The organism is Mycoplana azooxidifex, assembly GCF_014196765.1.
Classification (GTDB): domain Bacteria; phylum Pseudomonadota; class Alphaproteobacteria; order Rhizobiales; family Rhizobiaceae; genus Mycoplana; species Mycoplana azooxidifex.
In genome coordinates, this window is sequence record NZ_JACIEE010000012.1 from 147,243 (window position 1) to 169,626 (window position 22,384).

Here is a 22,384-nt window from a genome sequence, read left to right on the forward strand (position 1 = left end):
GAAGTCAGTGCTGCTTTCAGCGGCTGGCAGTAAAGCGGTGCGCCAGCATGGCGATGATGATGATCGCGCCCTGCACGGCGGCGACGAGGTATTCGGAGACCATGTCCGACAGGACCATGACGTTGGCGATGACCTCGAGAATGAGCGCACCTGCCACGGTGCCGCCGATGCGCCCCCGTCCGCCGCGAAGAACGGTGCCGCCGATCACGACCGCGGTAATGACCTGCAACTCCCATAGCTGCCCGGTCGTCGGCGTCGCCGCACCAAGACGCGGCACATAGCAGATGGCCGCAACGGCGACGCAAACGCCCTGGATGACATAGGCGACCGTGCGGACACCCGCGACGTTGACGCCGGAAAAGCGTGCCACTTCCACATTGGATCCGGCCGAGGTCAGGCGGCGGCCATATTTGGTCTTGTAGAGCAGGAACGCGCCAAGCAGGACGACGACGAATGTGATGAGGACAGGATAGGGGATGCCGAACAGGCTTCCGAAATAGACCGGCCGATAGGCCTCGCGCAGGCTGCGGTCGATCGGCAACGAGCCGCCATCCGTCATGAAGGTGATGAAGGCTCGAAAGATACCCATCGTGCCAAGCGTTACGATGAACGGTTCTATTCGCCCGATCGTCACGATAAGCCCGTTGAAAAGGCCGCATAGCGCACCGACGACGAGAGCAAGGCCCGCCCCCATCGGAATGGCCCACGTCCCGAACGCCGGAGCGAGATGGTTCATCGCCATGATCATGATCCCGGTGACGAAGGCCATCATGGACCCTACCGAAAGGTCGAGTCCGCCGGACGAGATGACAAAGGTGGCTCCGACCGCGATGATTGCAATGAAAGCGCTACGCGTGATGACGTTGATCAGGTTCGCGGACGCAACGAAATTGGAATTCACCATCGCTCCCATCAACACGATCACCGCAAGGGCAATGAAAGGCGCAAGGTCTGCCCAGCGGATGCGGCTTCCTTCGTCAATGGGTATGATTGTTGCGGTCGCTGCAGTCATGTTCGTCCTCCCCGACGTCTTCGCATCCACCGACCGTGGCTGCGTAGACGACATTTTCCTCATTGATTTCTGCGCCGCGAAGTTCAGCGACGAACCTGCCGGCCCGCATCACGAGGACGCGGTCGGCGAGCCCCACCAGCTCCGGCATCTCCGACGAGATGACGATGCAGGCCTTGCCCGCCCGCACCATGGCGTCGATGAAGTCGTAGATCTGGCTCTTGTTGCCGATGTCGATGCCGCGCGTCGGTTCATCGATGATCACCACCGAAGGATCGGCCAGCATGACCTTGGCGAGCAGCAGCTTCTGCTGGTTGCCCCCCGAAAGCTTTCCCGCTTCGAGGCGCAGGGAACGGACGCGGATGTCGTAGTCCGCCACCACTTTCTGAAGGCGGGAAAGCTCCTCCCGCCTGTCCAGAACAGCGCCCGGATTGACGGCGTCAAGCGCCTGAAGCGTCAGGTTGGGGCCAAGCTTCTCCTCCAGCAGCAGGCCCTTTCCCTTTCGATCTTCGGTCAGATAGACGAGACCGGCCTCCATCATCGTGCGGACCGAGCGGTGCAAGATGTCCTTGCCATTGAGAACGACGCTACGCGCCTGTGACGGACGAAGGCCCATCAGCCCTTCGATCAATTCGGTCCGGCCCGCGCCGATCATGCCGCCGATACCGAGCACCTCGCCCGGCCGGACGCTGAAGCTCGCGCTATCAGCACCGTGATCGACCGCCAGATCCGTGACAGAGAGAATCGGCGCGTCTTCGGCCGGGGGGCGCTTGTGGGGATAAAGCATCTCCAGTTCACGCCCGACCATCAGCTCGGCCATTTCACGCTGGCTGAAGCCTACGGCTGGCCAGGTACCGATCATGCGGCCGTCACGCAGCACGGTGACGCGGTCAGCGAGCGCCTGCACCTCATCAAGGCGATGGGAAATGTAAAGAACCGCCACGCCGTGATCGCGCAGCATCCTTACAATGTCGAGAAGCGCCGCAACTTCATCATTGGCCAGAACCGCCGTCGGCTCGTCCAGGATGACGACTTTTCGATCGTCCAGAAGCGCGCGTGCAATCTGCACGAGCTGGCGCTGGGCGAGCGGCAATTCCGCGACACGATCGCGCGGGCGCGCCGTCGAGCCAACCCTTGCAAGAAGCTCTGCGGCACGGCGGTTCATCGCGCGGTCGTCGACCATCAGACCGCGACCTACCTCACGCCCCAGAAACAGGTTTTCCGCGACCGTAAGGTCCGGAGCGAGCAGAATTTCCTGGTGTACGAGTACGATGCCGGCTTCTTCCGCCTCGACCGCGTTTCGAAACTCGATCGGCTCGCCGTCCATGAGCAACCGGCCTTCCGTCGGCGCGACGTGACCGGACAACAGCTTCATCAGCGTCGACTTGCCGGCGCCGTTTTCACCGATGATGGCGTGAACCTCTCCCGCGCAGACATCAAGCGTAACATCCGACAGGACAGTGATCTGGCCATAGGCTTTGCCCAGGCCATCGGCCCGTAGGGCTGTGGCCGCCGAACCCGCCGGCGGCGCCAAGGATTGAGGAGAAAGGTCCGCGTTCATTCGAAAGCCGAAAGCAGCCGGTCGCGCGAACGTTCGATGTGGGTGCGCATGGCGTCGAATGCCGCCTGCGGATCACCGGACCGAAATGCGGCAAGCAAGTTCTCGTGCTCCTCGAGTGCCTCCTGCGTCACGCGCGTGTGAAACATCAGCCGGAAGATATGCAGATGGACATGCTGGTTCGACAGTGTGTTCCGGATCACGTCGTTTCCCGCGATCTTGAGAATCGCGTCATGGAAATGCGCATCCGCACGGGCAAAGCGAGAATAGCGCGTGTTGCGATCGACGGGCGCCTCGCCGTTACCCATGTCCGCTGCGGAGTTTTCAAGCTGCTGGAGAGCTTCAGGGGTCATATTGACCGTTGCGAGCCTGGCAGCCTCGGGCTCGATCAGCAGGCGGAAAGCATAGAGGTCTTCGAATTGCTTCCTCGTCCATTGAGGAGCCGCGCTGTAGCCGACGAGATGCTCCTTGCGCACGAGACCTTCACGCTCGAGGCGGCTCAAGGCCTCGCGAATCGGCGTCTGAGAAACGCCGATTTCACGTGCGAGCACGTCGATCGGAATCCGGGCACCGGGCGCAATCTCCAGGGACATCAGCCGGTGGTAAATGTTGTCATAGACACCATCGACCACGCTGCTCGGGCGAAGGCTCGCCCCCCTGATTTCCCGTTCCGCCGCAAATGCCACTTTCATTCTCCAGTTGCTTCTTGACACGTTGGCATTTGTTGCAAATAAGATATCGTATGTCAAATACAATATCGTATATGATCCGATATAGGATTTAGAAATGAAACTTGCGCCGGAACGGCTCCGGGGGCTGGCGACCGCTCTCCTCGAAGCAAGAGACGTACCTCCCACCAATGCTCTCCTCCAGACTGATCTCCTTCTGGAAGCTGAATTGCGCGGACTGCCTTCCCATGGCTTGCAGCGGCTGCCGCTCATCCTTTCCCGACTGGACAAGGGGCTTGCCGATGCGCGGTCACGCGGAACCGGGACATGGCGCAGGCGGTCGTTTCTCAGCGTAGAAGGCGAACGCGGCCTCGGGCCGGTGGTGATGATGCACGCATTGCAAACCATGCGGCCCGTACTGGACGAGACGGGGATTGCCATCGCCGCGATCCGCAATGCCAACCACATCGGCATGCTGGCCTACTACGCAGAGGCCGCGGCGAGGAACGGCGTGATTGGCATCGTCATGTCGACCAGCGAAGCGCTCGTTCATCCGTTCGGTGGAACACAGGCCATGCTGGGCACCAATCCCGTCGCCATCGGCATTCCATCCGGCGACCAGCCCTTCATGCTCGATCTTGCAACCAGTGTCGTTTCCATGGGCAAGATCAACAATCACGCAATGCGCGGGGCGCCTATTCCGTTCGGCTGGGCCGTGGACGCAGAAGGTCGGCCGACAACGGATCCACAGGCGGCAAAGGCGGGGGCAATCGCCCCGTTCGGAGGCGCGAAAGGTTACGGACTCGGCCTTGCAATCGAACTTCTAGTTGCAGCACTTGCCGGTTCCGATCTCGCCCCCGAGGTGCATGGAACACTCGACGCCATCCATACTGCCAACAAGGGCGACCTTCTCATCCTCATCGACGCGGCAGCAGGAGACGGCAACGTCCGCTCGCTTGCAACATATCTCGACTATTTGCGCAGGTCCCCTCCGTCCGATCCCGCAAGCCCGGTAGCCGTTCCAGGTGATGGCGCGCGCAAGCGCCGCGCCGCGACGGAACGCTCGGGAATAGAGCTGCCCCAACCGCTTCTGGAACACCTTTTGGCGCTCGAAGCCGCCTGAATTATCGGAGGAGACACGGAATGAACCTTTTCGGCACATTGAGAGCGCCGCGCGAACTGCTCTTCGGTGCGGGGCAGCGGCATGCCCTTGGGGGCATCGCCGCGAGGCTCGGCCGGCGCGCACTGATCATCACGGATACGCGCCTTACCGCGGATGCCGATTTCCTCGCGCTCGTCCGGCAGCTCGAAGGCGCCGGTATCGCGGTGAGGGTCGATAGCTCCACCCTCCCGGACGTACCCGTCGACTCCGCCGTAAACAGCGCGGACGATGCCCGAAACTTCGCCCCGGACCTTGTCATCGGCGTCGGTGGCGGCTCCTGCCTCGACATGGCAAAATGCGTGGCTCTGCTTCTTACCCATGGCGGGCGACCGCAGGATTACTACGGCGAGCACACCGTGCCCGGACCCGTGATGCCATTGATAGCAATTCCCACCACCGCCGGCACGGGCTCGGAAGTGACGCCTGTCGCCGTGCTTTCCGATGCCCAACGAAGCCTGAAGGTCGGCATTTCAAGCCCGTATCTCATTCCGACCGTCTCTGTCTGCGACCCGGACCTCACCCTGTCCTGCCCGCCCGCGCTTACGGCAATTGCGGGAGCCGATGCGTTGACCCATGCGCTGGAAGCCCTCACTGCGATCCGCCGCGATCCCGTTCCCGGTATCGCGCAACAGCGCGTCTTCGTCGGCAAGAACGAACTGTCCGATCACTTCGCGCTCAGCGCCATCGCACTGCTCTGGCCGGGACTGGAAGCGGCATACAGGGATGGCGCCGACCGCGCGGCGCGCGAAAAGGTCATGCTTGGTGCAACACTGGCAGGGCTAGCCTTCGGCGTGGCCGGCACCGCCGCCGCACACGCCATCCAGTATCCCGTTGGAGCTCTCACCAACACTGCCCACGGCCTCGGCGTCGCCTGCCTCATGCCTTATGTCATGACATGGAACGCACCGGTCATCCGCGGCGAGCTTGCCAGGATAGCGCAAGTAGCCGGACTGGGAGGACCGGATGACGTCATCCCGGCCCTCGTCTCCCTCCTTGCACGGATCGGCATTCCCGCCACGCTCCGCGATCTCGGTCTCGGCGAAGACCGGATCGACTGGGTGGCGGAGCAAAGTTCCGGCATTACGCGCCTGATCCAAAACAACCCCCGCCCCCTGGCCCCGCACGAAATGCGCAACCTCGTCGCCGCGGCCTATCGCGGCGATCGGGCCAGCCTGAACTGAGCTGAAAAGGATTCCGACCATGACGTTCCACGCCAAGATCACCGGTTATGCTAATCCTGCCCTTCATGCCGAGGGCCTTTACATCGATGGCAAATGGCACAAGGGCAGCAGCATAGCCGTGATGGATCCCTCCACGGGCGGAAGGCTGGCCGAAGTTGCGGACGCCTCCGTCGAGGATGCGATGCGCGCCATCGATGCGGCAGAGGCCGCGGCCTCCGGATGGCGTGCCACGCCTGCCCGACAACGCTCGGAAATCCTGCGCCGCTGGTTCCAGCTCATGACCGAGCACGCTGAGGAACTCGCCACGCTCATCGCGCTGGAAAACGGCAAGGCCCTGCCTGACGCACGCGGCGAAGTGGCCTATGCTGCCGAGTTCTTCCGCTGGTATGCGGAAGAGGCGACGCGCATTCCCGGCGAATACCGGCATACGCCTTCCGGCTCGCACCACATCCTCGTCGACCACGAACCGATCGGCATTTCCGTCCTGATCACACCCTGGAACTTTCCCGCCGCCATGGCCACCCGCAAGATCGGCCCGGCCCTTGCGGCCGGCTGCACGGTAATCCTGAAGCCTGCCTCAGAAACACCACTAACCGCCTACGCCATGGCGCGCCTTGGCGAGGAGGCCGGCGTGCCGGCGGGCGTCGTCAACGTTCTGACCACGAGCAATCCAAGTGCGGTGACAAATGCCATGCTTGCCGATCCACGCGTGCGAAAACTCTCCTTCACCGGCTCGACCGGCGTCGGCCGCACCCTTCTCGCAGAGGCCGCCAAGTCGGTCGTCAATTGCTCGATGGAGCTCGGCGGCAATGCGCCCTTCCTGGTCTTCGACGACGCCGACCTCGAGGCTGCACTCGACGGCGCCATGGTTGCGAAGATGCGCAATGCCGGCGAGGCCTGCACCGCCGCAAACCGCTTCTACGTCCAGTCAGGAATCCACGACGCCTTCGTCGACGGGCTAACGGCCCGCATGGCGGCTCTGAAGATCGGCCCCGGCTATGACCCCGCCACGCAATGCGGGCCGATGATCACGCAGAATGCCGTGCGCAAGATTGATCGGCTGGTCTCGGATGCGGTCGCAGCCGGGGCGCGAGCGACGACCGGCGGGAAGCCGCTTTCGGAGAACGGCTACTTCTTTCCCCCGACCGTGCTCGAAAACGTCCCACCCAATGCGGCGATCGCCCGCGAGGAGATCTTCGGGCCCGTGGCGCCCGTCTACAGGTTCGAAAGCGAAGAGGAGGCCATACGCCTTGCGAACGACACCGAGTATGGTCTCGCGGCCTATGTCTACACGCAGGACATGAGACGCGCGATGCGGGTCGGCAAGCATCTCGAAACGGGAATGCTCGGCATCAACAGGGGGCTGATCTCTGATCCGGCCGCGCCTTTCGGCGGCGTCAAGCAAAGCGGCCTCGGTCGCGAGGGCGGCGTGACAGGTATTCTCGAATTCATGGAGGCAAAGTATTACGCAATCGCTTACTGACCGGAGGAGACAGAAATGACGTTACAGGATCCCTACCGTATTCGCGACTTCGTACCCGACTTCGACGCGATTGCCGCCGAGTTTGCAGAACGGAGCCGCGCGATGTCCGCCACGACCAACACCCTGGCGAACCTGCGATATGGGCCGCGTGCCCGGGAAGTCCTGGACGTCATTCTGCCGGCCCATCCTGGGGGAGGAGCGCCGTTGCACGTGTTCGTGCATGGCGGCTACTGGCGTTCCGGCGAAAAGGAAAACTATCGCTTCGTGGCCGCCCCGGTCCTGGAGGCCGGCGGCGTCGCTGCCCTCGTTGAATACGATCTAATGCCCGGCCAGCGGCTCGGTGTACTGGTCGATCAGGTAAGGCGTTCGGTGCTCTGGCTCCAGGCGCATGCACGCGATTTCGGCGCCGACCCGAAAAAAATCACTGTCAGCGGCCATTCGGCCGGCGCGCATCTTGCGTCTTTCCTCGCCGCAGTTGGGCTAGAAGAGACAGAAACGCCTTCTCTGCCCGCCGTACAGGGCCTCCTGCTCGTGAGCGGCGTCTATGATCTCGCGGAAATCCCGTACAGCTTCCTGCGCGACGAAGCTGAAATGACGGCAGCAGAGGCGGCAGCCTGGTCACCGTTGACAGCGAGTCACCTCTCATCTCCTCGACGGATCATTGCATTCGGTGCGGAGGAAACTTCACCCTTCCACACACAGGCGTCCGCCTTGGACGCAGAGCTCAAAGCTCAGATGAGCGCCTCGGAATTGCTGCCAGTGCCAAGTCTCAACCATATGAGCATAGTCTTGGATCTCGCAAACCCTGACGGCCACTTGGGAGCTCGTGTCGCGGAAATGGTCTCATGGAGCTAACGCTTATTCGGTCTTGAAAGGATTCGAACCCACGGCACCTCATCTTTTATCGGACTTTCTGCAGCAATTTCTGCGCTTTAGAAACAAAAGGGAGCGGACTCCACCGGAATTATCGATGAGTTTCGTTTAGGTGTTCAGGGCGTAGTTGAGGTCGTGCAATCCGACCATCAGCATCATGGGGTCGGACGGAGAAGACAGGAAGCCGACGGCCTCATAGAAAGCTCGTGCGTCATCGGAAATCGCATGGACCAGTACGCCGCGGATGCCGAGTACTTCAGCGGCATTGAGCAAGCGCAAGCCCGCGTCGCGCACCAATGCCCTGCCGATACCACGCCCCTGATAGGATTGATCAATGGCGAGGCGACCAAGCACAGCGACTGGGATTGGATCAGGCATATTACGCCGAAAACGGCCGGGTGCTTCCGGCTGTTTCACCGCGCCGGAGGCGAGCGCGTAATAGGCGATGACGCGGCTTCCTTCGCACACGACGAAGGTACGCGATGCGCCGCCTGCTTGATTGGCACGGGCGCGGCGACGCAGCCAGTCGTCCAGTTCAGGGACGGCGGAATTGAATTCGGCCAGCTCATGATGATCGGCCAGGGGTGCTGGTGCGCTGAGGGTCACGCCTCATCCCACGGCGCTTTGGTCGACATGGTGCGTTTTAGACGCTCATTGAGCTGCGCGGGCGCATCGAGCCGGGCAAGGTATTCGGCATAGATTTCGGGGCTTACCGGGAAAATAGTACGGTCGAGCAGCACTTCCTCGGCGCGGCGCTCGGAAGCTTCCAACATAAAATCCGTGCGCGTCTTACCGAGCAATTCGGCGGCGCGATCGATCAAGTTGCGAGTCGCAGGCTTGATGCGCATATTCAGCGGCACGCTTGCGTCCGGGCTTTTACCAATGTGTGAGGTCGGCATGGGAAACTCCTATTTGCACGCATTCATATAGCGTAACGACATCATCTTTACAAGCATCGTAAAGATGATGTCGTTACGCATTTCGGGACGGCACAGGCCAGTTCCCTTAGATAGATTACGCAATTAATTAATGTAGCCGGGCACATTCTATTTCCAAGTGCGACATGCCAATAATTTCAATGACTTCCCCTTGGAGATTTTGACATGTCCCGATGCTATTCGCAATTGACCCTCGCCGATCGGCGCCGCCTGCATCGCCTGGTCCAGCGCAAGGTTCCGATCAACGAGATGGCGTGCCAACTCGGTCGACACCGATCGACCATCTATCGCGAGATCAGGCGCAATACGTTTCGCGATCACGAGCTTCCAGACTACGACGGCTATTACAGTAGCCGTTCTTCCCCATCCGTTGAACAGCTTGCTCTTGACTTTGCTAGCCGTCCCGGAACTTGAAGGTGGCAACCGCGCGCCGCAGGTGTTCGGCTTCCTCCTCGCTGAATCACGCGCAGCCGACGGCAACCTTCATCACGGATCCTTGAAACATGTAGGGACCCAAGTGTCTTGCCCAGCACCACCTCAAATTCAGGCCTAGGGTACGCGACCTTCTTCTTGCACTTCATCTTCCCCCCCGGCAGTAAGGTCGTGTTAACCGTCGAACTTGACCAAGTCCTTAAAGATCAGCGGCCCCCAGATGTTTCCGCGAGCCCGCACGAGTAGCCCGCCGTCCGACAGCCCGCCGAGGTTTATCGGCGAGAAGCCGAGGTTCTTCGCAAGTGAACCGATCTCCGTCCAGGCGGCGTCACTGTCACTAGACAGGAACACCACTCTCCTGCCACCTTCACCGCAGGGTCCTGGGCAAGGACTGACGCGGCCAGATGATTGAAGCCCTTGACGAGCCTCGCGCCGGAGAACGCCCATGCCACGAATTTCGAAGATGGCTGCCCGCTCAGTTCTTCCGGAGGCACTCCGTGGGCGTTCGTCACGTCGACCACGGTCTTTCCCTGCCAACTGGGCAGTGCCTTCGCAACATCTTGGATCGCCTCGAAACGGACCGCCAGAAACACTATGTCCGCCTTGATAGCTTCCGTGAGTGTCTTGGGGGCGATCTCGGGGCCGATTGCGGCCGCATCGGCCTTAAAGCGTTCCGGCTCGCGAGTGGTGGCGACGGATACTTCGATGCCGTTACGGGCGAATGCCTTGGCCAGAGCCTGACCGATATTGCCGAAGCCGATGATTGCGTAGCTCATGAGTATTCTCCTTGGGTTTACCGCCCACCAGGCGCTTCGAACGATCGAACGGAGCGCCTTGGTGGGCGGAGTGCATCAGAGTTGTGCGAGGCCGCCGTCGACGGCGACTTCGCTGGCGGTCATGAAGCTGCTGTCCGAAGACGCGAGAAAGGCTGCTACGACACCGATTTCCGCCGGATCGGCCATGCGCTGGAGAGGGGTCATCGAGGCGAAGACTTTCTGGCCTTCCTCTCCCAACGCGTCCTTTGCAAGTTCGGTTGCCGTTGCGCCGGGCGACAGCACGTTGACCCGGATGCCGGTGCCCTTCAGGTCCTCGGCCCACGTCCGCGCGAGGTTGCGCACGGCCGCCTTGCTGGCGCTGTAGGCGGTCATTCCCGGGGCGCCCGTGGTGCCGGCGCTTGATCCGGTCAGGATGATCGAACCGCCCTGGCCCATCAACGGAAGCGCCTGCTGGACCGTGAAGATCGTACCCTTCACATTGGTATCGAAGGTTTCGTCAATGTGCTCGCCAGTAATCTTGCCGAGCACAAGCTGGCTTCCCACTCCGGCATTGGCGAAGACTATGTCGAGGGTTCCGCGCTCGGCTTTCACCGCCGTGTAAAGCCGATCGAGGTCGGCCAGATCGGAGACCGAACCCTTCAACCCACGGGCATTGGGGCCGAGGTCGGCCACAGCGGTGTCGAGCGTTTCCTGGCGGCGGCCGTAGATGAAGACGAAAGCGCCTTCCTCGATGAAGCGCTTTGCGGCGGCAAGGCCGATGCCAGTCGCGCCACCTGTGATGACAGCGGTCTTTCCATTCAGTCTGTTCATTTCATGCATCCTTTGGGTGGTTGGGCGGATGCCGACGAGATGATGCTTTCCAGCATTCCGCCGACGTCCTCGTTCAGGCTGTTCCTGCACATCTGGAATACGCCGATGACCTCAAGATAGACTTGCTTTGTCCGCGCGTTCAGTCCGGAAACACGCACAAGGGTGGTGCGAAAACGATCCAACAAGTTCAACCGACGCAAACGATGACGGCCACGAAACCGACAACCGGTGCCGCGTGAAGCGCCGATATATCTTTGGTTTAGCACCGAGTTATTGTACGATGGGTGACGTAATGGTTTTTGGAAGGCGCACCCTGGCGGTGCTGGTTTGCACCATGATCGACTGGGATGATGTTCGCTATTTTCTTGCCGTCGCGCGTTCCGGCTCGGTGCGGGCTGCCGCCGAAGTCCTCGGGGTGAACCACGCGACCGTTCTTCGACGCATCGCCCACCTGGAAGAGCGTCTCGGAACGCAGATGTTCGAGAAGCTGCCTTCGGGCTACCGGGTAACGGTTGCCGGGGAGGAAGTGCGTGAACTCGCCGAGAAAATGGAGGCGTCGTCACACCAGCTTGAAACGCGTGTCTTAGGACGTGATCAGAGCGTGCGTGGACTTCTGCGGGTGACACTGCCCTCGCCCCTCGCAGGATACCTGCTCATGCCGGACTTCGCCGAGTTCGCGCGTCTGCATCCCGATATCGAGATGGACGTTTCGTCGTCGGGCGAGCTGGCGAACCTGACCAACCGGGAGGCCGACGTGGCGATCCGCGTCGTCTACGACCGCAAAACTCTTCCCCTCAATCTCCATGGACTGAAGGGAGCGGAAGTGTTCGGAGGCTTCTACATATCCGCCGACCGACTGGCCGCATGGCGAACGGGCGGGCCGGAACCCAGGTGGATCGCCATAAGCGGCCATGGCGTGCCTGCCTGGACCAGTGAGGGAGAGTCTCGGGCAACGGGCACTCCGTTCAGGACCACGGACTTCGAGGCGCAGGTCGCGGCGGTGCGGCAAGGGATCGGCATCACGACGCTGCCGTGTTTCGTAGGAGATGCCGATCCACTCCTGGTAAGGGTGCCGGATACCGAGCTACACCTGTATGGAACGGTCTGGCTTCTCACCCAGGGGGAGGCACGCAAGACCAAGCGCGTGCGGCTCTTCACGGAGTTCATATCCGGAAGGCTCGCCGCGTACGCTCCGCGTCTCGCGGGGCTGCCGATATCGCGCGACTGATACCCGTCGATTTACCGCCAATGAGCAAGCCGGTCATGAACGTGCGGAGGCGCGCGCAAGCTCTTGCGTATCGACGTATTCCCGGATGTTGGTCAGTTTGCCGTTCCGAAGGGTAATGGCAAAGACGAAGTAGTCCACAAACGTCCTATTTGTGGCTTTGACTGTCCCCGTAGCGGAGCCAATGACCAGAACCCGGTGTCCCTACGCCACGAACTCCGGGGGCTCAGGGAACGAAGTTTCCATCTCCGCAGAAGCCGTCTGAAGCAGGCCTTGCAATCCCGGATGCCCGCGGTGCGTCCCTGCCAGCGGCCAGTCCTCGCCCGGGAGGGCAGACAGCGCCAACAGCCCTTGCTGATCGCCACTGCCCATTGCGGCAAAGAAGTCCTTCACAATTTGGACGTTGTCTTGAATCCTCATAAGTTTCCTCCGTTTCTGTGGTTCGGGTCGCGTGGGTCTGGTGGGCACCCAACGCTCACGGCGAGCTATTGCTGCTTCAAGGAAGTCGCGCTGTAGCAGTCAGCCCCGCCGAGAGGTCTCACGCTGTGTGACCTGACGGCGGGGACGGGTCGGCGGTTCAGCCGATATCGACGTTCAGGGCGAAGTCCCAGGTGCCGGCACCGTTCTTGGCCAGTCCGATCATCATCAGGCCGAGTGCTTCGAGCGTCTGGGCCATCTGCAGGCCGCCGACATCGAATGGCCGCAACCCGAGGCTCTCGATAAAAGTTGACACACGCGCTTTGACCTGCAGATCGTCGGCAGCAAAGAAAGCATCGAGCCGTGTGCCCTTCGCAAGGACGTGACCGCAGATCGTGTTGAACGCCTTCACGAGATGTGCATTGGCGGGAAGGCCCTTGGAGGTCTCTTGCGATGTCGACCGCATGGAAGCCATGGTGCGTCTCAACGTGACCGCGCTGATGCGCCCGACCTATGCCGCAGTGCCCGGGTTTGTGGCGCGCGGCGACGGTACCGTGATCAACATTGCCTCGATCGTGGCAGTTGCACCCGAGCTGCTCAATGGCGTCTATCGCGGGACCAAGGCTTTCGTCCTGGCATTCACCACGTTGCTGAACCATGAGCTGGCGGACCGCGGCATCCGCGCCCAGGCCGTTATGCCCGGTGCCACCCGGACCGACTTCTGGGCACTCGGCGGCCTGCCGGTCGAGCACCTCCCCCCACCGAGATCGTGATGCCGGCCGAGGACATGGTCGATGCCGCGCTCGCCGGGCTCGACCAAGGCGAGACAAGCACGATCCCCGCGCTCAGAGACATCGAGCTGTGGAACGCCTTCGAAGCGGCACGCCTTCCCTTGGCCCGCAGCTTTCCGCCACCCACCCGCCCCGCGCTTCGACGTAGCGGGCTGAGCCTCCCGGTCTTCTCTAGAACAAAGGGGCTTGCTATGCCTTCGCCCCGGGCGCCGCGTGCGGAGCGCTTCGGGACAACGGAGACTGCTCAGCTGTCGCGAACAGCTTTCGCGCCATCTGCCGGGCCTGTCGCACCGGTTCGGCGGTACGGCTCATCTGCGCGACGACCACGGCGCCCTCATGTAGGAGATGGATTTCAGCAGCTATTCGCTTCGGCTCGACGAACCGAGCCGCATGGACCAGTTCCTCGAAATACGCCAGTGTCAGGCGTTTGTGCATCACGGCGGCACGAAACACCGGATCGACGGTATCCTTGTGCTCCCCCGCCGCGCTGACAAAGATGCAGCCGCTGAACCTCCAGTCATCCACATAGGCTTCAAGGAAATCGAACGTCGCAAAGATGCGCTCAAGCGGATCGGTCGCGTGATCGTCGACGAAGGCGCGCATGGCGGAGCGATCCTCCTCGTCGCGTCGCTCAAGAGCGGCAAGGATCAGATCCTCTTTGGTCTCGAAATGACGGTACAATGTCGTCTTGGCTACACCCGCCTCCGCAATGATCAGGTCGATCCCCGTCGCCTGGTAGCCATGTTCGTTGAACAGCCGCAACGCAGTTTCGAGCAAATGATTCCGGATTTCGGAGCGCCGCATTTCTTCCTCAAAAATTAAAACAGATCAGTATCGTTAAATACGATTTTCCTGATGCCGATGCAAGTGCTCCGCTGAATTTTCAATTGTGGATGATTGCTCGAAGGGCTTCTGCTAGCCCGCCAAAGCGGGCGACCGCGAACGCCAGATAGCCCAGGATCTCTGGCGTTCTGCCGTTGGGCGTTGATTTTCGAGCAGTCAAGGTGCGGTGATGGGAAGATAAAACTTGCCACACGATACAGATCGGTATACAAACCGATCTATCGATACAGATCGGTATCGTTTAATTGGCCGAGCAAAACGTGTTCGAGACGGCAACCAAGGAGGAGAAGGCAATGCTGCATGAATTCGCACCTGCCCCGGCGAGCGCCCGGGACACTAGAACCCTCCCGACCAACCTGCTCGACAGGATCGAGCGGTTCGGTAGGCCGGCCACCACTGCCGGCCAGTACGCTTCGCTGGCGATTGTCTACAGTTGGTTTGGAGGCATGAAGTTCACCGCGTATGAAGCGGAGGGTTTGGTTGGTCTCGTCAGCAACAACCCTTTTCTGAGCTGGGCCTACTCGCTCTTCAGCGTGAGGGATTTTTCCAGTCTCCTCGGGGTGCTCGAACTCAGCATCGGCGCGCTGATTGCAGCTCGGCTCATCAGCCCGATCTATTCACTGGTCGGCGGCGTGCTGTCGGCGGGGCTGTTCGCCACCACCCTCAGCTTCATGGGGACCACCCCCGGCGTTCTGGTGCCGGAACTCGGCTTCCCTGCGATCACGGTCGCTCCCGGGCAGTTCCTGCTGAAGGACATAGGTCTGTTGGCCCTGTCGCTATGGATCGCGATCGACTCTCTGGGTGCGCTGCGCGCGTCAAAGGACTGAACACAATCTGCATTCTACTGCAACCGGTCGGCTGAGCCCGGCCAAGCAAAAGGACCATCCGATGTTTGCTTCCAATATCCTGTCACGGATCCGCGCCCACCGGCGCTATCGCCAGACCCTGCGCGAACTGGCGCAGTATACCGATCACCAACTCAGTGACGTCGGGATCTCGCGATTTGAAATCGAAACCATCGCGCGCAGGGGAGAAAAGTCATGACGAATGCACAAGTCATTATCGGCGCAGCCTGCACCATTCTCGCAATCGCCACACCCGCAGCGGCCCATGGGCCAGGCGATGTCGTCACACCCCATTTCGAACAGGCGATACCGAACATTCCTGGCAAGACGCTGACCGCGCTGGTTGTCGACTATCCGCCTGGCGGGGCCTCCATGCCCCACAAGCACGCGGATTCTGCCTTCATCTTCGCCTATGTCCTCTCAGGGGAGATCGAATCCAAGGTGAACGACGGCCCGATCCAGGTCTACCGCGCCGGCGAAAGCTGGTATGAGCCTCCGGCAGCCCGCCATCTCGTCAGCCGCAATGCGAGTAAGACCAAACCGGCGAAGCTGCTCGCCGTGTTCGTCGCCAACTCCGCAGAAAAAGCTCTGACCATTCCGGTCGAATAGAGCAATGCCGTAGAAAGGAAGCGATAAATGAGCAACCGCCTCGATTACAACCAGATCGCACCAGCCGGCGCCAAAGCCCTTGGCGGGGTCTACGGATATGTCTCGCAGAGTGGCCTTTCCCCGACGCTGGTCGAACTGGTCTATCTGCGGGTGTCCCAGATCAACAACTGCGCCTATTGTCTCGACATGCATACGCGCGCCTTACTAAAGAAGGGCGAGAGGATCGAAAAGATCGCCCTGCTGCAGGCCTGGCCGAAAGCCGGTGAACTCTTCGATGCGCGTGAACGGGCGGCTCTCGCCTGGGCGGAGATGGTGACGCGCGTGGCCGAGGCCGGGGTTCCGGACGAGACCTACGCGGCGGCTCGCTCCGTGTTTGAGGAACGAGAGCTTGTTGACCTGACGATCGCGATCAGCCTGATGAACAGCTACAATCGCATGGCCATCAGTTTTCGCAACACGCCGCAGGCTACGCTTGAGACATAGCGTCGATACTGCGCGAATTGACGGCGGAGGCGACCCTCTGACTGCCTCCGTCCCTCGCCGGCTTCGCAGGGACATACCCATCGATCGCAATGGCGGGGTTCCGGCAAATCAATGAGGAAAGGAACGGAAAATGGCCTACGCAAAAACCAACGAAGCAATCGGAAAGCTGACGCCCGAGCAATATCGGGTAACGCAGCAGAATGGCACCGAACGACCCTTCACGGGAGCGTATAACGACAACAAGCGGCCGGGGATCTATGTCGATATCGTATCGGGCGAACCGCTGTTCGCCTCGTCCGACAAGTTCGATTCCGGTTGTGGATGGCCAAGTTTCACCAAGCCGATCGCGCCTGCGAACGTGCGGGAACTGAAGGACGGCTCGCACGGCATGATCCGCACCGAGGTGCGCTCCGAACATGGCGACAGTCACCTGGGCCATGTCTTTACCGACGGCCCGCGCGACCGGGGCGGCCTTAGGTACTGCATCAACTCTGCGGCATTGCGCTTCATTCCCCGCGAGGACATGGCGGCTGAGGGTTACGGGGCGTTCATCGAACAGGTGGAGGATATCTGAATGACCAACAGAGCTGTTTTGGCCGGTGGCTGCTTCTGGGGAATGCAGGACCTGATCCGCAAGCTCCCCGGCGTCATCGAGACCCGCGTGGGCTACAGTGGCGGTGACGTCCCGAACGCCACCTATCGCAATCACGGGACCCACGCCGAGAGCATCGAGATCATCTTCGATCCCGAAATCATCAGCTACAGGCGGATCCTCGAGTTTTTCTTCCAGATCCACGATCCCACGACGAAGAACCGGCAGGGCAACGACATCGGCCTCTCCTATCGGTCGGCGATCTACTACGTCGACGACGAACAGAGACGAATAGCCGAAGACACAATCGCCGACGTCGACGCTTCCGGCATCTGGCCGGGCAAGGCGGTGACCGAGGCGGAGCCGGTGGGGGACTTTTGGCAGGCCGAGCCTGAGCACCAGGATTACCTGGACCGCTACCCCAACGGCTACACCTGCCATTTTCCGCGCGCCAACTGGGTGTTGCCCCGGAGAACAGCGGCCCAATAGCTGGCGGCTGCTCTCCGCGATGGAGACGGCCATCGCCGTCGACGCGCCCGGCGGAACCGCCGGGCGGCAGAGTACGCGCGGCATCCGCGCCTCGTCGTTCCCCCTCGTCAATGCATACGCGGAAAAGAATGGCGAAGCGTTTCAGAAGTTCACCGATGTATTTCGAAGTGTGCTATTACTCTACCAAGGCGATGGGCCGGCTTGCTAGCAATCTTCATGAGCTTCATTGAAGGAGAGTTGGATGAGTAGCAGGCTACATCCACTGCTGGAAGAAGCCCTGGCAGCGCATGGCGGATATGACCGCTGGCGCAGCTTTACCGGTATTGCCTCGACCATTAGAACCGGCGGGAAGCTATGGGAACTGAAAGGCGCTCCTCTCATCCCTGTGCCGCGGCGCGCAACGACCGAGTTCCGCCGCCAATGGACTCACGTCACACCCTTTGGCGAGCCGGATTGGGCAATGACCTGGACACCGGCCCATACGGAGATCTCGGCTGGAGATGGCTCGATCATTGCGCAGCGAGACAACGGACGTGATGCGTTTGATCGAAGCTTTGAGGGGAAGTGGAACCCGCTGGACCTGGCCTACTTCAATGGATATGCGATGTGGACGTACCATGCGTCGCCGTTTGTCTTCGGCGAACCTGGATATGAAGCGCGCGACGTTGCCCCGATCGAGGAGGCAGGTGAGTTACTTCGCGGCGTCGCCGTGCGCTTCCCCGAGGACGTCGCCAGTCACACGCGCGAACAGCGCTTTTACTTCGACGAGACCGGGCTGCTTCGACGCCATGACTATACGGTTGATGTATGGGCCGACACTCCGGCTGCACATTTTATCGCTGACTATGTCGACGTCGGCGGCCTGAAATATCCGATCCGACGCAGCGTATTCACTGTGAAACCGGATGGCACTCTCGATCGCGATTTCAATGCCGTTACCATCGAGCTATCGGAATACGCGTTGTTCTGAGACTGACGCATCCTCGTACAAACGCCACGGAAACTTGAGGGGTTGAGTGGATGTCACACGATTCAATTCCGTTGTCGGGACGGGCATGGCGCGTGCGCGAATTCGGATCACCTGACGTCATGCGGCTGGAAACGCTTCAAGTCCCGGAACTCAAGGCGGACGAGGTTCTCGTAAAGGTGCACGCCGCGGGCGTGGGCCCGTGGGACGGCTGGATCCGTTCGGGCAAAAGCGCCCTGCCACAGCCTCTTCCGCTTATCCTGGGCTCGGACATTTCGGGCGAAGTCGTCGCTACTGGCGCAGCCGTCAGACAGCCTGAGGTCGGTGACAAGGTCTACGGGGTGACAAACAAGCGCTTCTGTGGCGGATACGCCGAATATGCAGTCGCAGATGCGTCGATGCTTGATGCGAAGCCGGACGCAATCGATCATGTTGCGGCGGCGTCGTTGCCGGTGATTTCTGTTACGGCTTGGCAGGCATTATTTGACCAAGTCGAGCTGGAACGGGGTCAGACCGTATTGATCCATGGAGCGGCGGGAAACGTCGGAGCCTTCGCCGTCCAATTCGCCAAGGAGGCTGGTCTTGAATCCATCTGCACCGCATCTCCGGATGACATCGAACGGGTTACGGCCCTCGGCGGCGGCAAGGTCATCGATTACACGACGATCCGCTTCCAGGACGAGGTTCGCGGCGTTGACGCCGTCATGGATTTCGTGGGCGGCGAAACGCAAGCCAATTCGTTCCAAGTGCTGAAGAAGGGTGGCAAACTTGTCTCCGCCGTGTCCGTTCCAGACCAGGCCCTCGCTGACAAGTATGAAGTCACGGCCTGTTTCTTCCTAGTCGACGTTTCAACGAAGAGCTTGCGGCGAATATCATCGCTCATTAGCCAAGGAATGCTTCAGGTCCAGATCGGAGCCACCTTGCCTTTCGAACAAGCAAGGGAGGCGCATCTCATGCTGGAGGGAGGCCTTCCTCGCCCCAAAGGAAAGATCGTCCTTGTGATGAACGGTCAATGATACCGGCGCGATCTACTGCGCAACGAAGCCGGGGCAATACGCGAGGCCGTCTCTATGAGCGAATTCCTCACCCACATGTCAGGCATTGTCCCTAGCCCCGCCTCCTTGGAGATTTGGGGACACCTGACCTTGATCGCAGCGCTGGGTTTTGTTCTCGGTTTTGCCATGAATCGCGGATCGATCTGCACCGTCATCGCCACGAAGGAGCTGGTATCGGAAAGGAGGCCGGCACGTTTCATTGCTCTGGTCGAATGTGCCGCCTGGGCTGCCTTAGGCTACGAAATTCTGAAAGCCGAACCGATAATGGAAGTGGGCTGGTCCTCCCTTGTCTTTTTGATTCCCGCGGCCATTATTCTTGGGATTGGCACCTACATAAACGGATCCTGCGTCTTCGGCTCTGTCGGGCACCTTGGAAATGGCGAAATCGAATTCGCATTCACGTTTCTCGGCATTTATATGGTCCTCTACATTGAATCTCTGTTCGACGTGTTTGCGGATCAGCCAGCGGCCAGTGCTCCCCTTTCGCTCGGGACGCTGCTTCTCTCGGTGGCATTGATGGCAATCGTGGCTCTTAGGTTCGGTGTTTCACGCAGATCCGAGTCAAATTTCCGGCGGCTGACGCTTGCGATGGGAACCGTCGGCGTGACTTCTACGGCCCTGGCGGTTCTTGCGCCCGGTTTCTCGATCACTGCATCGTTTGGACCGATAGCTTCGGTATCTGTCGCGGCCACGGTAATCTCAGTCTGTATGTTCGGCGGCAGTCTTATCTCCGCAAGACTTCGCAAGCATGGTTTCAAACTGAAATGGCCAACAATAAAGGCCGTCGCGAAAAGAACGTTTGCAGGCATCCTCATGGGCTTGGGTGCGCTACTCATTCCGGGCGGAAACGACGCGCTGCTGCTGATCGGTCTCCCCGCCGGCGCCTGGCAGGCAGCGCTTGCCTACATGCTGTTCGTTGCTACGGTCGCCGTCCTCGTTGGAAGACTCGGGTCGGTAGCAAAAGCCTGGTCATAGGGATTGGCCCGCGCTGCGCGCCCTGTTTCTTCTCGTTCGTGTCGAGGGATCTCTGCCTTGCGCGTAATGCGACGCCAGAAACAGATGAGACGTTGCCGCCAGTATGTAAGAGAACGCAGCCAGTTTCGCAGTTGTTGGGCAGTTATGTCATTGAACGACTCGCTCGACCAGCGCTTGCAGCCACGGACCAATCAACAGGATTGCGGGAATGACGATGACGTAGCCGACGACCCAGGACCGTAGCCATTTCAGTGCAAACTCTTCAGAGAAACCGACATTGAGGGCGAGAAGCACGAACGAGATGATCCCGGTCGTAACGACGCCCATCAACAAGGCGAAGGCAATTTTGCGTTTCAGATGCATGCTCATTGGTGTTCTTCCGTTCGTGGAATTTCTGTTGCTATCACGAGATCGAGGATCGTCCTTTCCACCGCCGGCAGAAGGTTGTGGACGCCCCGCCGCTCCTTCGCGCGACAAACGCAACAGCCCCCCGGCCATCGTATACGGCCGGGGCGATATCTGTTCAGCGTTGGTCACGGCCACCGGATCCTTGTCGGCGTAACCCCGAAGGTCAAACCTCGTCCGGACCATTCCGGTACACCAGAAACTTGTTGCCCTCCGGATCGCGGAAATAGGCGCAATACGGGCCGTTGGAATCCCCTCGCGAACCAGGAGCACCTTCGCAGGAGCCGCCGTTCGCGATTGCAGTTGCATGCACTTCCCTGACCTCGGCCTGGGAACGGGCTTCAAATGCCACCATATTGCCATTGCCGATCCGGGCCGCCTCGCCGTTGAATGGCTTGACCACGCCGAATTCGAGCGCCATGTGGCCGTAGTAGACCGCCTTGCCGGGCTGGACAAGAACGCGTCCGATCCCGAAGACTGCCAACAGCTTGTCATAGAACGCCGCCGCCGCATCCAGGTTGTTGGTGCCAACGGTCGAGTGTCCCGGCAGGCCACGAGTACTCGTGGGCGGGATTGCAATATCGCTCATGAAGTTCTCCTTTTGCGTTAAGCATCGCCACAGAGGCCGAGTTGCCTCCGGCTTGGCGAGGAGATCGCCCGTCCATGTGTCCTGGATATTCCACAAACGCAGCCGAAGTGTATCGAACCGCAGAAGAGACTGAGATTCGATACAGGCTGATACAATTTATTGCGCCGGCACCAGCCGGCCGACTGCCGTGACACATGGCGATACAAAAGCCCTGACCGATGGACACATCGCCGATACACGCAGGCGCTCAACTGGCGACAAGGCCTCAAAGACGAAGCCTGGACCAACTGAGCAAAGGGATCATAATATGAAAACGACACGGATCATGGCGGCGACCTTCTTGGCCATCGGCGGATTGACCTTGCATGCAGCGCAGGCGCAGCAACCGGGCTTCCACCGCACGGATATTCTGAAAGGCGACCTCAGCGCGCAGGGACACGAGGTCGTGCAGGTGCGCGTGGATTTCGACCCGGGTGTGGTCTCTGTCAAGCACAATCATCCGGGCGAAGAGGTTGCCTATGTTCTGGAAGGCACACTCGAGTACCATCTTGAGGGCAGGTCGCCAGTGACGCTCAAGGCTGGCGAAGGCCTGTTCATTCCGGACGGAGTGGCGCACGCAGCCAAGAACGTCGGCACTGGCAAGGCGTCGGAACTCGCGACTTATATCGTCAGAAGAGGCGAGCCGATCTTCGCACCGGTGAAGTAAGGATTTGGTGCAAATGATATCACACGAAAAGACAGACACTTCCGCGCTGTCCCGCCGGGCTCTGCTCTCGAGCGGTGCTGCGGCCATGGCCCTTGCCGTGCTTCGACCGGTAGCGGCGCTCGCCCAATCGGGCGCCGCGCTGCCCTTTGGAGATGGCGACATTCGCCCCTTCCGTGCCGATATTCCGGAAGCGGATGTCGTCGACCTCCGCCAGCGACTTGCGGCGACCCGTTGGCCCGACCGGGAAACTGTAGAGGACCGCTCCCAAGGCGTGCAGATCGAAAAGCTCCGGGCACTCGTGGACTATTGGCGGGCGGACTATGACTGGCGCAAGGCCGAAGCGAAACTCAACGCGCTACCGCAATTTCTGACGAACATCGACGGCCTCGACATTCATTTCATCCATGCTCGCTCGCCTCACGAGAACGCGATGCCGCTCATCATGACTCACGGCTGGCCCGGCTCGGTGTTCGAGTTGTTGAAGGTCATCGGTCCCCTGACCG

The 22,384-nt window shown here is 60.6% G+C and carries 26 protein-coding genes and 4 pseudogenes; 18 read left to right on the forward strand and 12 right to left on the reverse strand.

Features of this window, described 5'->3' with window-relative positions:
- Nucleotides 1-16: 16 nt before the first annotated feature.
- Genes GGQ64_RS24115 through GGQ64_RS24125 form a run of 3 tightly spaced genes read right to left on the reverse strand, consistent with a single transcriptional unit; the run spans nt 17 to nt 3,259 of the window.
- Nucleotides 17-1,012, reverse strand: coding sequence for an ABC transporter permease (locus GGQ64_RS24115; protein WP_183807884.1), 996 nt, complete (start codon nt 1,010-1,012; stop codon nt 17-19).
- On the reverse strand, nt 978-2,570 hold the full coding sequence (locus tag GGQ64_RS24120; protein ID WP_183807885.1) for a sugar ABC transporter ATP-binding protein: 1,593 nt from the start codon (nt 2,568-2,570) through the stop codon (nt 978-980). Before GGQ64_RS24120 ends, GGQ64_RS24115 begins: the two co-directional genes overlap by 35 nt.
- Nucleotides 2,567-3,259, reverse strand: a complete 693-nt coding sequence (locus GGQ64_RS24125) for a GntR family transcriptional regulator (RefSeq protein WP_183807886.1) — start codon at nt 3,257-3,259, stop codon at nt 2,567-2,569. The genes GGQ64_RS24120 and GGQ64_RS24125 overlap by 4 nt, the downstream gene beginning before the upstream one ends.
- 94 nt (nt 3,260-3,353) lie before the next feature.
- Between GGQ64_RS24125 and GGQ64_RS24130 the strand changes: the two genes are divergently transcribed.
- Genes GGQ64_RS24130 through GGQ64_RS24145 form a run of 4 tightly spaced genes read left to right on the forward strand, consistent with a single transcriptional unit; the run spans nt 3,354 to nt 7,916 of the window.
- Nucleotides 3,354-4,358 carry an Ldh family oxidoreductase gene (locus GGQ64_RS24130; protein ID WP_183807887.1) on the forward strand — a complete coding sequence of 335 codons (1,005 nt, stop codon included), beginning with the start codon at nt 3,354-3,356 and terminating at the stop codon, nt 4,356-4,358.
- A 20-nt stretch (nt 4,359-4,378) separates the two neighbouring features.
- A complete protein-coding gene (locus GGQ64_RS24135) occupies nt 4,379-5,578 on the forward strand; it encodes an iron-containing alcohol dehydrogenase (protein ID WP_183807888.1) in 1,200 nt (399 codons plus the stop codon).
- 19 nt (nt 5,579-5,597) lie between these two features.
- On the forward strand, nt 5,598-7,061 hold the full coding sequence (locus GGQ64_RS24140; protein WP_183807889.1) for an NAD-dependent succinate-semialdehyde dehydrogenase: 1,464 nt from the start codon (nt 5,598-5,600) through the stop codon (nt 7,059-7,061).
- A gap of 15 nt (nt 7,062-7,076) precedes the next feature.
- On the forward strand, nt 7,077-7,916 hold the full coding sequence (locus tag GGQ64_RS24145; protein WP_183807890.1) for an alpha/beta hydrolase: 840 nt from the start codon (nt 7,077-7,079) through the stop codon (nt 7,914-7,916).
- 126 nt (nt 7,917-8,042) lie between these two features.
- Here the strand turns inward: GGQ64_RS24145 and GGQ64_RS24150 are convergent, their stop codons facing one another.
- A complete protein-coding gene (locus tag GGQ64_RS24150) occupies nt 8,043-8,540 on the reverse strand; it encodes a GNAT family N-acetyltransferase (RefSeq protein WP_183807891.1) in 498 nt (165 codons plus the stop codon).
- Entirely contained in the window at nt 8,537-8,833 is a 297-nt protein-coding gene (locus tag GGQ64_RS24155; protein WP_183807892.1) for a type II toxin-antitoxin system TacA family antitoxin, read from the reverse strand. The genes GGQ64_RS24150 and GGQ64_RS24155 overlap by 4 nt, the downstream gene beginning before the upstream one ends.
- Before the next feature lie 204 nt (nt 8,834-9,037).
- Between GGQ64_RS24155 and GGQ64_RS24160 the strand changes: the two are divergent.
- A pseudogene (locus GGQ64_RS24160) lies at nt 9,038-9,226 on the forward strand (helix-turn-helix domain-containing protein); the annotation flags it as partial.
- 252 nt (nt 9,227-9,478) lie between these two features.
- On the opposite strand, the pseudogene GGQ64_RS24165 reads toward GGQ64_RS24160, so the two are convergent.
- Together GGQ64_RS24165 and GGQ64_RS24170 are read right to left on the reverse strand one after the other, a co-directional pair.
- A pseudogene (locus tag GGQ64_RS24165) lies at nt 9,479-10,080 on the reverse strand (NADPH-dependent F420 reductase).
- A gap of 75 nt (nt 10,081-10,155) precedes the next feature.
- On the reverse strand, nt 10,156-10,890 hold the full coding sequence (locus tag GGQ64_RS24170) for an SDR family NAD(P)-dependent oxidoreductase (RefSeq protein WP_183807893.1): 735 nt from the start codon (nt 10,888-10,890) through the stop codon (nt 10,156-10,158).
- A gap of 334 nt (nt 10,891-11,224) precedes the next feature.
- Between GGQ64_RS24170 and GGQ64_RS24175 the strand changes: the two genes are divergently transcribed.
- Nucleotides 11,225-12,118 (forward strand): LysR family transcriptional regulator, encoded by an 894-nt coding sequence (locus GGQ64_RS24175; RefSeq protein ID WP_183807913.1) that lies wholly within the window; start codon nt 11,225-11,227, stop codon nt 12,116-12,118.
- A gap of 33 nt (nt 12,119-12,151) precedes the next feature.
- Here GGQ64_RS24175 and GGQ64_RS24180 read toward each other — a convergent pair.
- Nucleotides 12,152-12,535 (reverse strand): annotated as a pseudogene (locus tag GGQ64_RS24180) (nuclear transport factor 2 family protein).
- A 157-nt stretch (nt 12,536-12,692) separates the two neighbouring features.
- Nucleotides 12,693-13,007, reverse strand: a complete 315-nt coding sequence (locus GGQ64_RS24185; protein ID WP_210300407.1) for an NAD(P)-binding domain-containing protein — start codon at nt 13,005-13,007, stop codon at nt 12,693-12,695.
- On the opposite strand from GGQ64_RS24185, the pseudogene GGQ64_RS24190 reads away from it, so the two are divergent.
- Nucleotides 12,976-13,479: pseudogene (locus GGQ64_RS24190) on the forward strand (SDR family NAD(P)-dependent oxidoreductase); the annotation flags it as partial. The gene GGQ64_RS24185 and the pseudogene GGQ64_RS24190 overlap by 32 nt on opposite strands.
- 33 nt (nt 13,480-13,512) lie before the next feature.
- On the opposite strand, the gene GGQ64_RS24195 reads toward GGQ64_RS24190, so the two are convergent.
- Nucleotides 13,513-14,127, reverse strand: coding sequence for a TetR/AcrR family transcriptional regulator (locus GGQ64_RS24195; protein WP_183807894.1), 615 nt, complete (start codon nt 14,125-14,127; stop codon nt 13,513-13,515).
- Between the two features lie 332 nt (nt 14,128-14,459).
- On the opposite strand from GGQ64_RS24195, the gene GGQ64_RS24200 reads away from it, so the two are divergent.
- The 9 genes from GGQ64_RS24200 (at nt 14,460) to GGQ64_RS24240 (ending at nt 20,181) form a co-directional block, all read left to right on the forward strand.
- A complete protein-coding gene (locus tag GGQ64_RS24200) occupies nt 14,460-14,993 on the forward strand; it encodes a YkgB family protein (protein ID WP_183807895.1) in 534 nt (177 codons plus the stop codon).
- A 61-nt stretch (nt 14,994-15,054) separates the two neighbouring features.
- Complete coding sequence (locus GGQ64_RS24205) at nt 15,055-15,210, forward strand: DUF1127 domain-containing protein (RefSeq protein WP_183807896.1); 156 nt, start codon at nt 15,055-15,057, stop codon at nt 15,208-15,210.
- Nucleotides 15,207-15,620, forward strand: a complete 414-nt coding sequence (locus tag GGQ64_RS24210; RefSeq protein WP_183807897.1) for a cupin domain-containing protein — start codon at nt 15,207-15,209, stop codon at nt 15,618-15,620. The genes GGQ64_RS24205 and GGQ64_RS24210 overlap by 4 nt, the downstream gene beginning before the upstream one ends.
- Before the next feature lie 27 nt (nt 15,621-15,647).
- Nucleotides 15,648-16,103, forward strand: coding sequence for a carboxymuconolactone decarboxylase family protein (locus tag GGQ64_RS24215; protein ID WP_183807898.1), 456 nt, complete (start codon nt 15,648-15,650; stop codon nt 16,101-16,103).
- Between the two features lie 130 nt (nt 16,104-16,233).
- The gene (msrB, locus tag GGQ64_RS24220; RefSeq protein WP_183807899.1) at nt 16,234-16,677 is read left to right on the forward strand and encodes a peptide-methionine (R)-S-oxide reductase MsrB; all 444 of its coding nucleotides are present in this window, start codon (nt 16,234-16,236) and stop codon (nt 16,675-16,677) included.
- Nucleotides 16,678-17,184 carry a peptide-methionine (S)-S-oxide reductase MsrA gene (msrA, locus tag GGQ64_RS24225; protein ID WP_183807900.1) on the forward strand — a complete coding sequence of 169 codons (507 nt, stop codon included), beginning with the start codon at nt 16,678-16,680 and terminating at the stop codon, nt 17,182-17,184.
- 241 nt (nt 17,185-17,425) lie between these two features.
- Nucleotides 17,426-18,154: a hypothetical protein gene (locus GGQ64_RS24230; protein WP_183807901.1), complete on the forward strand. Its 729-nt coding sequence runs from the start codon at nt 17,426-17,428 to the stop codon at nt 18,152-18,154.
- Between the two features lie 50 nt (nt 18,155-18,204).
- The gene (locus GGQ64_RS24235; protein WP_183807902.1) at nt 18,205-19,167 is read left to right on the forward strand and encodes an NADP-dependent oxidoreductase; all 963 of its coding nucleotides are present in this window, start codon (nt 18,205-18,207) and stop codon (nt 19,165-19,167) included.
- A 54-nt stretch (nt 19,168-19,221) separates the two neighbouring features.
- Nucleotides 19,222-20,181 (forward strand): YeeE/YedE thiosulfate transporter family protein, encoded by a 960-nt coding sequence (locus GGQ64_RS24240; RefSeq protein ID WP_183807903.1) that lies wholly within the window; start codon nt 19,222-19,224, stop codon nt 20,179-20,181.
- 147 nt (nt 20,182-20,328) lie between these two features.
- On the opposite strand, the gene GGQ64_RS28255 is transcribed toward GGQ64_RS24240, so the two are convergent.
- A complete protein-coding gene (locus tag GGQ64_RS28255; protein WP_343059559.1) occupies nt 20,329-20,718 on the reverse strand; it encodes a DUF2798 domain-containing protein in 390 nt (129 codons plus the stop codon).
- Between the two features lie 34 nt (nt 20,719-20,752).
- Nucleotides 20,753-21,175 carry a VOC family protein gene (locus tag GGQ64_RS24250; RefSeq protein WP_183807904.1) on the reverse strand — a complete coding sequence of 141 codons (423 nt, stop codon included), beginning with the start codon at nt 21,173-21,175 and terminating at the stop codon, nt 20,753-20,755.
- 307 nt (nt 21,176-21,482) lie between these two features.
- Here GGQ64_RS24250 and GGQ64_RS24255 point away from each other — a divergent pair, with 307 nt between their 5' ends.
- A complete protein-coding gene (locus tag GGQ64_RS24255; RefSeq protein ID WP_183807905.1) occupies nt 21,483-21,881 on the forward strand; it encodes a cupin domain-containing protein in 399 nt (132 codons plus the stop codon).
- A 13-nt stretch (nt 21,882-21,894) separates the two neighbouring features.
- A partial coding sequence (locus tag GGQ64_RS24260) for an epoxide hydrolase N-terminal domain-containing protein (RefSeq protein ID WP_183807906.1) occupies nt 21,895-22,384 on the forward strand: 490 nt, incomplete at its 3' end.

What these genes read in the sequence shown, in the direction of transcription:
- GGQ64_RS24115 (WP_183807884.1), bottom strand. Translation starts at nt 1,012, where the DNA reads ATGACTGCAGCGACCGCAACAATCATACCCATTGACGAAGGAAGCCGC.
- GGQ64_RS24120 (WP_183807885.1), bottom strand. Translation starts at nt 2,570, where the DNA reads ATGAACGCGGACCTTTCTCCTCAATCCTTGGCGCCGCCGGCGGGTTCG.
- GGQ64_RS24125 (WP_183807886.1), bottom strand. Translation starts at nt 3,259, where the DNA reads ATGAAAGTGGCATTTGCGGCGGAACGGGAAATCAGGGGGGCGAGCCTT.
- GGQ64_RS24130 (WP_183807887.1), top strand. Translation starts at nt 3,354, where the DNA reads ATGAAACTTGCGCCGGAACGGCTCCGGGGGCTGGCGACCGCTCTCCTC.
- GGQ64_RS24135 (WP_183807888.1), top strand. Translation starts at nt 4,379, where the DNA reads ATGAACCTTTTCGGCACATTGAGAGCGCCGCGCGAACTGCTCTTCGGT.
- GGQ64_RS24140 (WP_183807889.1), top strand. Translation starts at nt 5,598, where the DNA reads ATGACGTTCCACGCCAAGATCACCGGTTATGCTAATCCTGCCCTTCAT.
- GGQ64_RS24145 (WP_183807890.1), top strand. Translation starts at nt 7,077, where the DNA reads ATGACGTTACAGGATCCCTACCGTATTCGCGACTTCGTACCCGACTTC.
- GGQ64_RS24155 (WP_183807892.1), bottom strand. Translation starts at nt 8,833, where the DNA reads ATGCCGACCTCACACATTGGTAAAAGCCCGGACGCAAGCGTGCCGCTG.
- GGQ64_RS24170 (WP_183807893.1), bottom strand. Translation starts at nt 10,890, where the DNA reads ATGAACAGACTGAATGGAAAGACCGCTGTCATCACAGGTGGCGCGACT.
- GGQ64_RS24175 (WP_183807913.1), top strand. Translation starts at nt 11,225, where the DNA reads ATGATCGACTGGGATGATGTTCGCTATTTTCTTGCCGTCGCGCGTTCC.
- GGQ64_RS24185 (WP_210300407.1), bottom strand. Translation starts at nt 13,007, where the DNA reads ATGGCTTCCATGCGGTCGACATCGCAAGAGACCTCCAAGGGCCTTCCC.
- GGQ64_RS24195 (WP_183807894.1), bottom strand. Translation starts at nt 14,127, where the DNA reads ATGCGGCGCTCCGAAATCCGGAATCATTTGCTCGAAACTGCGTTGCGG.
- GGQ64_RS24200 (WP_183807895.1), top strand. Translation starts at nt 14,460, where the DNA reads ATGCTGCATGAATTCGCACCTGCCCCGGCGAGCGCCCGGGACACTAGA.
- GGQ64_RS24205 (WP_183807896.1), top strand. Translation starts at nt 15,055, where the DNA reads ATGTTTGCTTCCAATATCCTGTCACGGATCCGCGCCCACCGGCGCTAT.
- GGQ64_RS24210 (WP_183807897.1), top strand. Translation starts at nt 15,207, where the DNA reads ATGACGAATGCACAAGTCATTATCGGCGCAGCCTGCACCATTCTCGCA.
- GGQ64_RS24215 (WP_183807898.1), top strand. Translation starts at nt 15,648, where the DNA reads ATGAGCAACCGCCTCGATTACAACCAGATCGCACCAGCCGGCGCCAAA.
- msrB (WP_183807899.1), top strand. Translation starts at nt 16,234, where the DNA reads ATGGCCTACGCAAAAACCAACGAAGCAATCGGAAAGCTGACGCCCGAG.
- msrA (WP_183807900.1), top strand. Translation starts at nt 16,678, where the DNA reads ATGACCAACAGAGCTGTTTTGGCCGGTGGCTGCTTCTGGGGAATGCAG.
- GGQ64_RS24230 (WP_183807901.1), top strand. Translation starts at nt 17,426, where the DNA reads ATGAGTAGCAGGCTACATCCACTGCTGGAAGAAGCCCTGGCAGCGCAT.
- GGQ64_RS24235 (WP_183807902.1), top strand. Translation starts at nt 18,205, where the DNA reads ATGTCACACGATTCAATTCCGTTGTCGGGACGGGCATGGCGCGTGCGC.
- GGQ64_RS24240 (WP_183807903.1), top strand. Translation starts at nt 19,222, where the DNA reads ATGAGCGAATTCCTCACCCACATGTCAGGCATTGTCCCTAGCCCCGCC.
- GGQ64_RS24250 (WP_183807904.1), bottom strand. Translation starts at nt 21,175, where the DNA reads ATGAGCGATATTGCAATCCCGCCCACGAGTACTCGTGGCCTGCCGGGA.
- GGQ64_RS24255 (WP_183807905.1), top strand. Translation starts at nt 21,483, where the DNA reads ATGAAAACGACACGGATCATGGCGGCGACCTTCTTGGCCATCGGCGGA.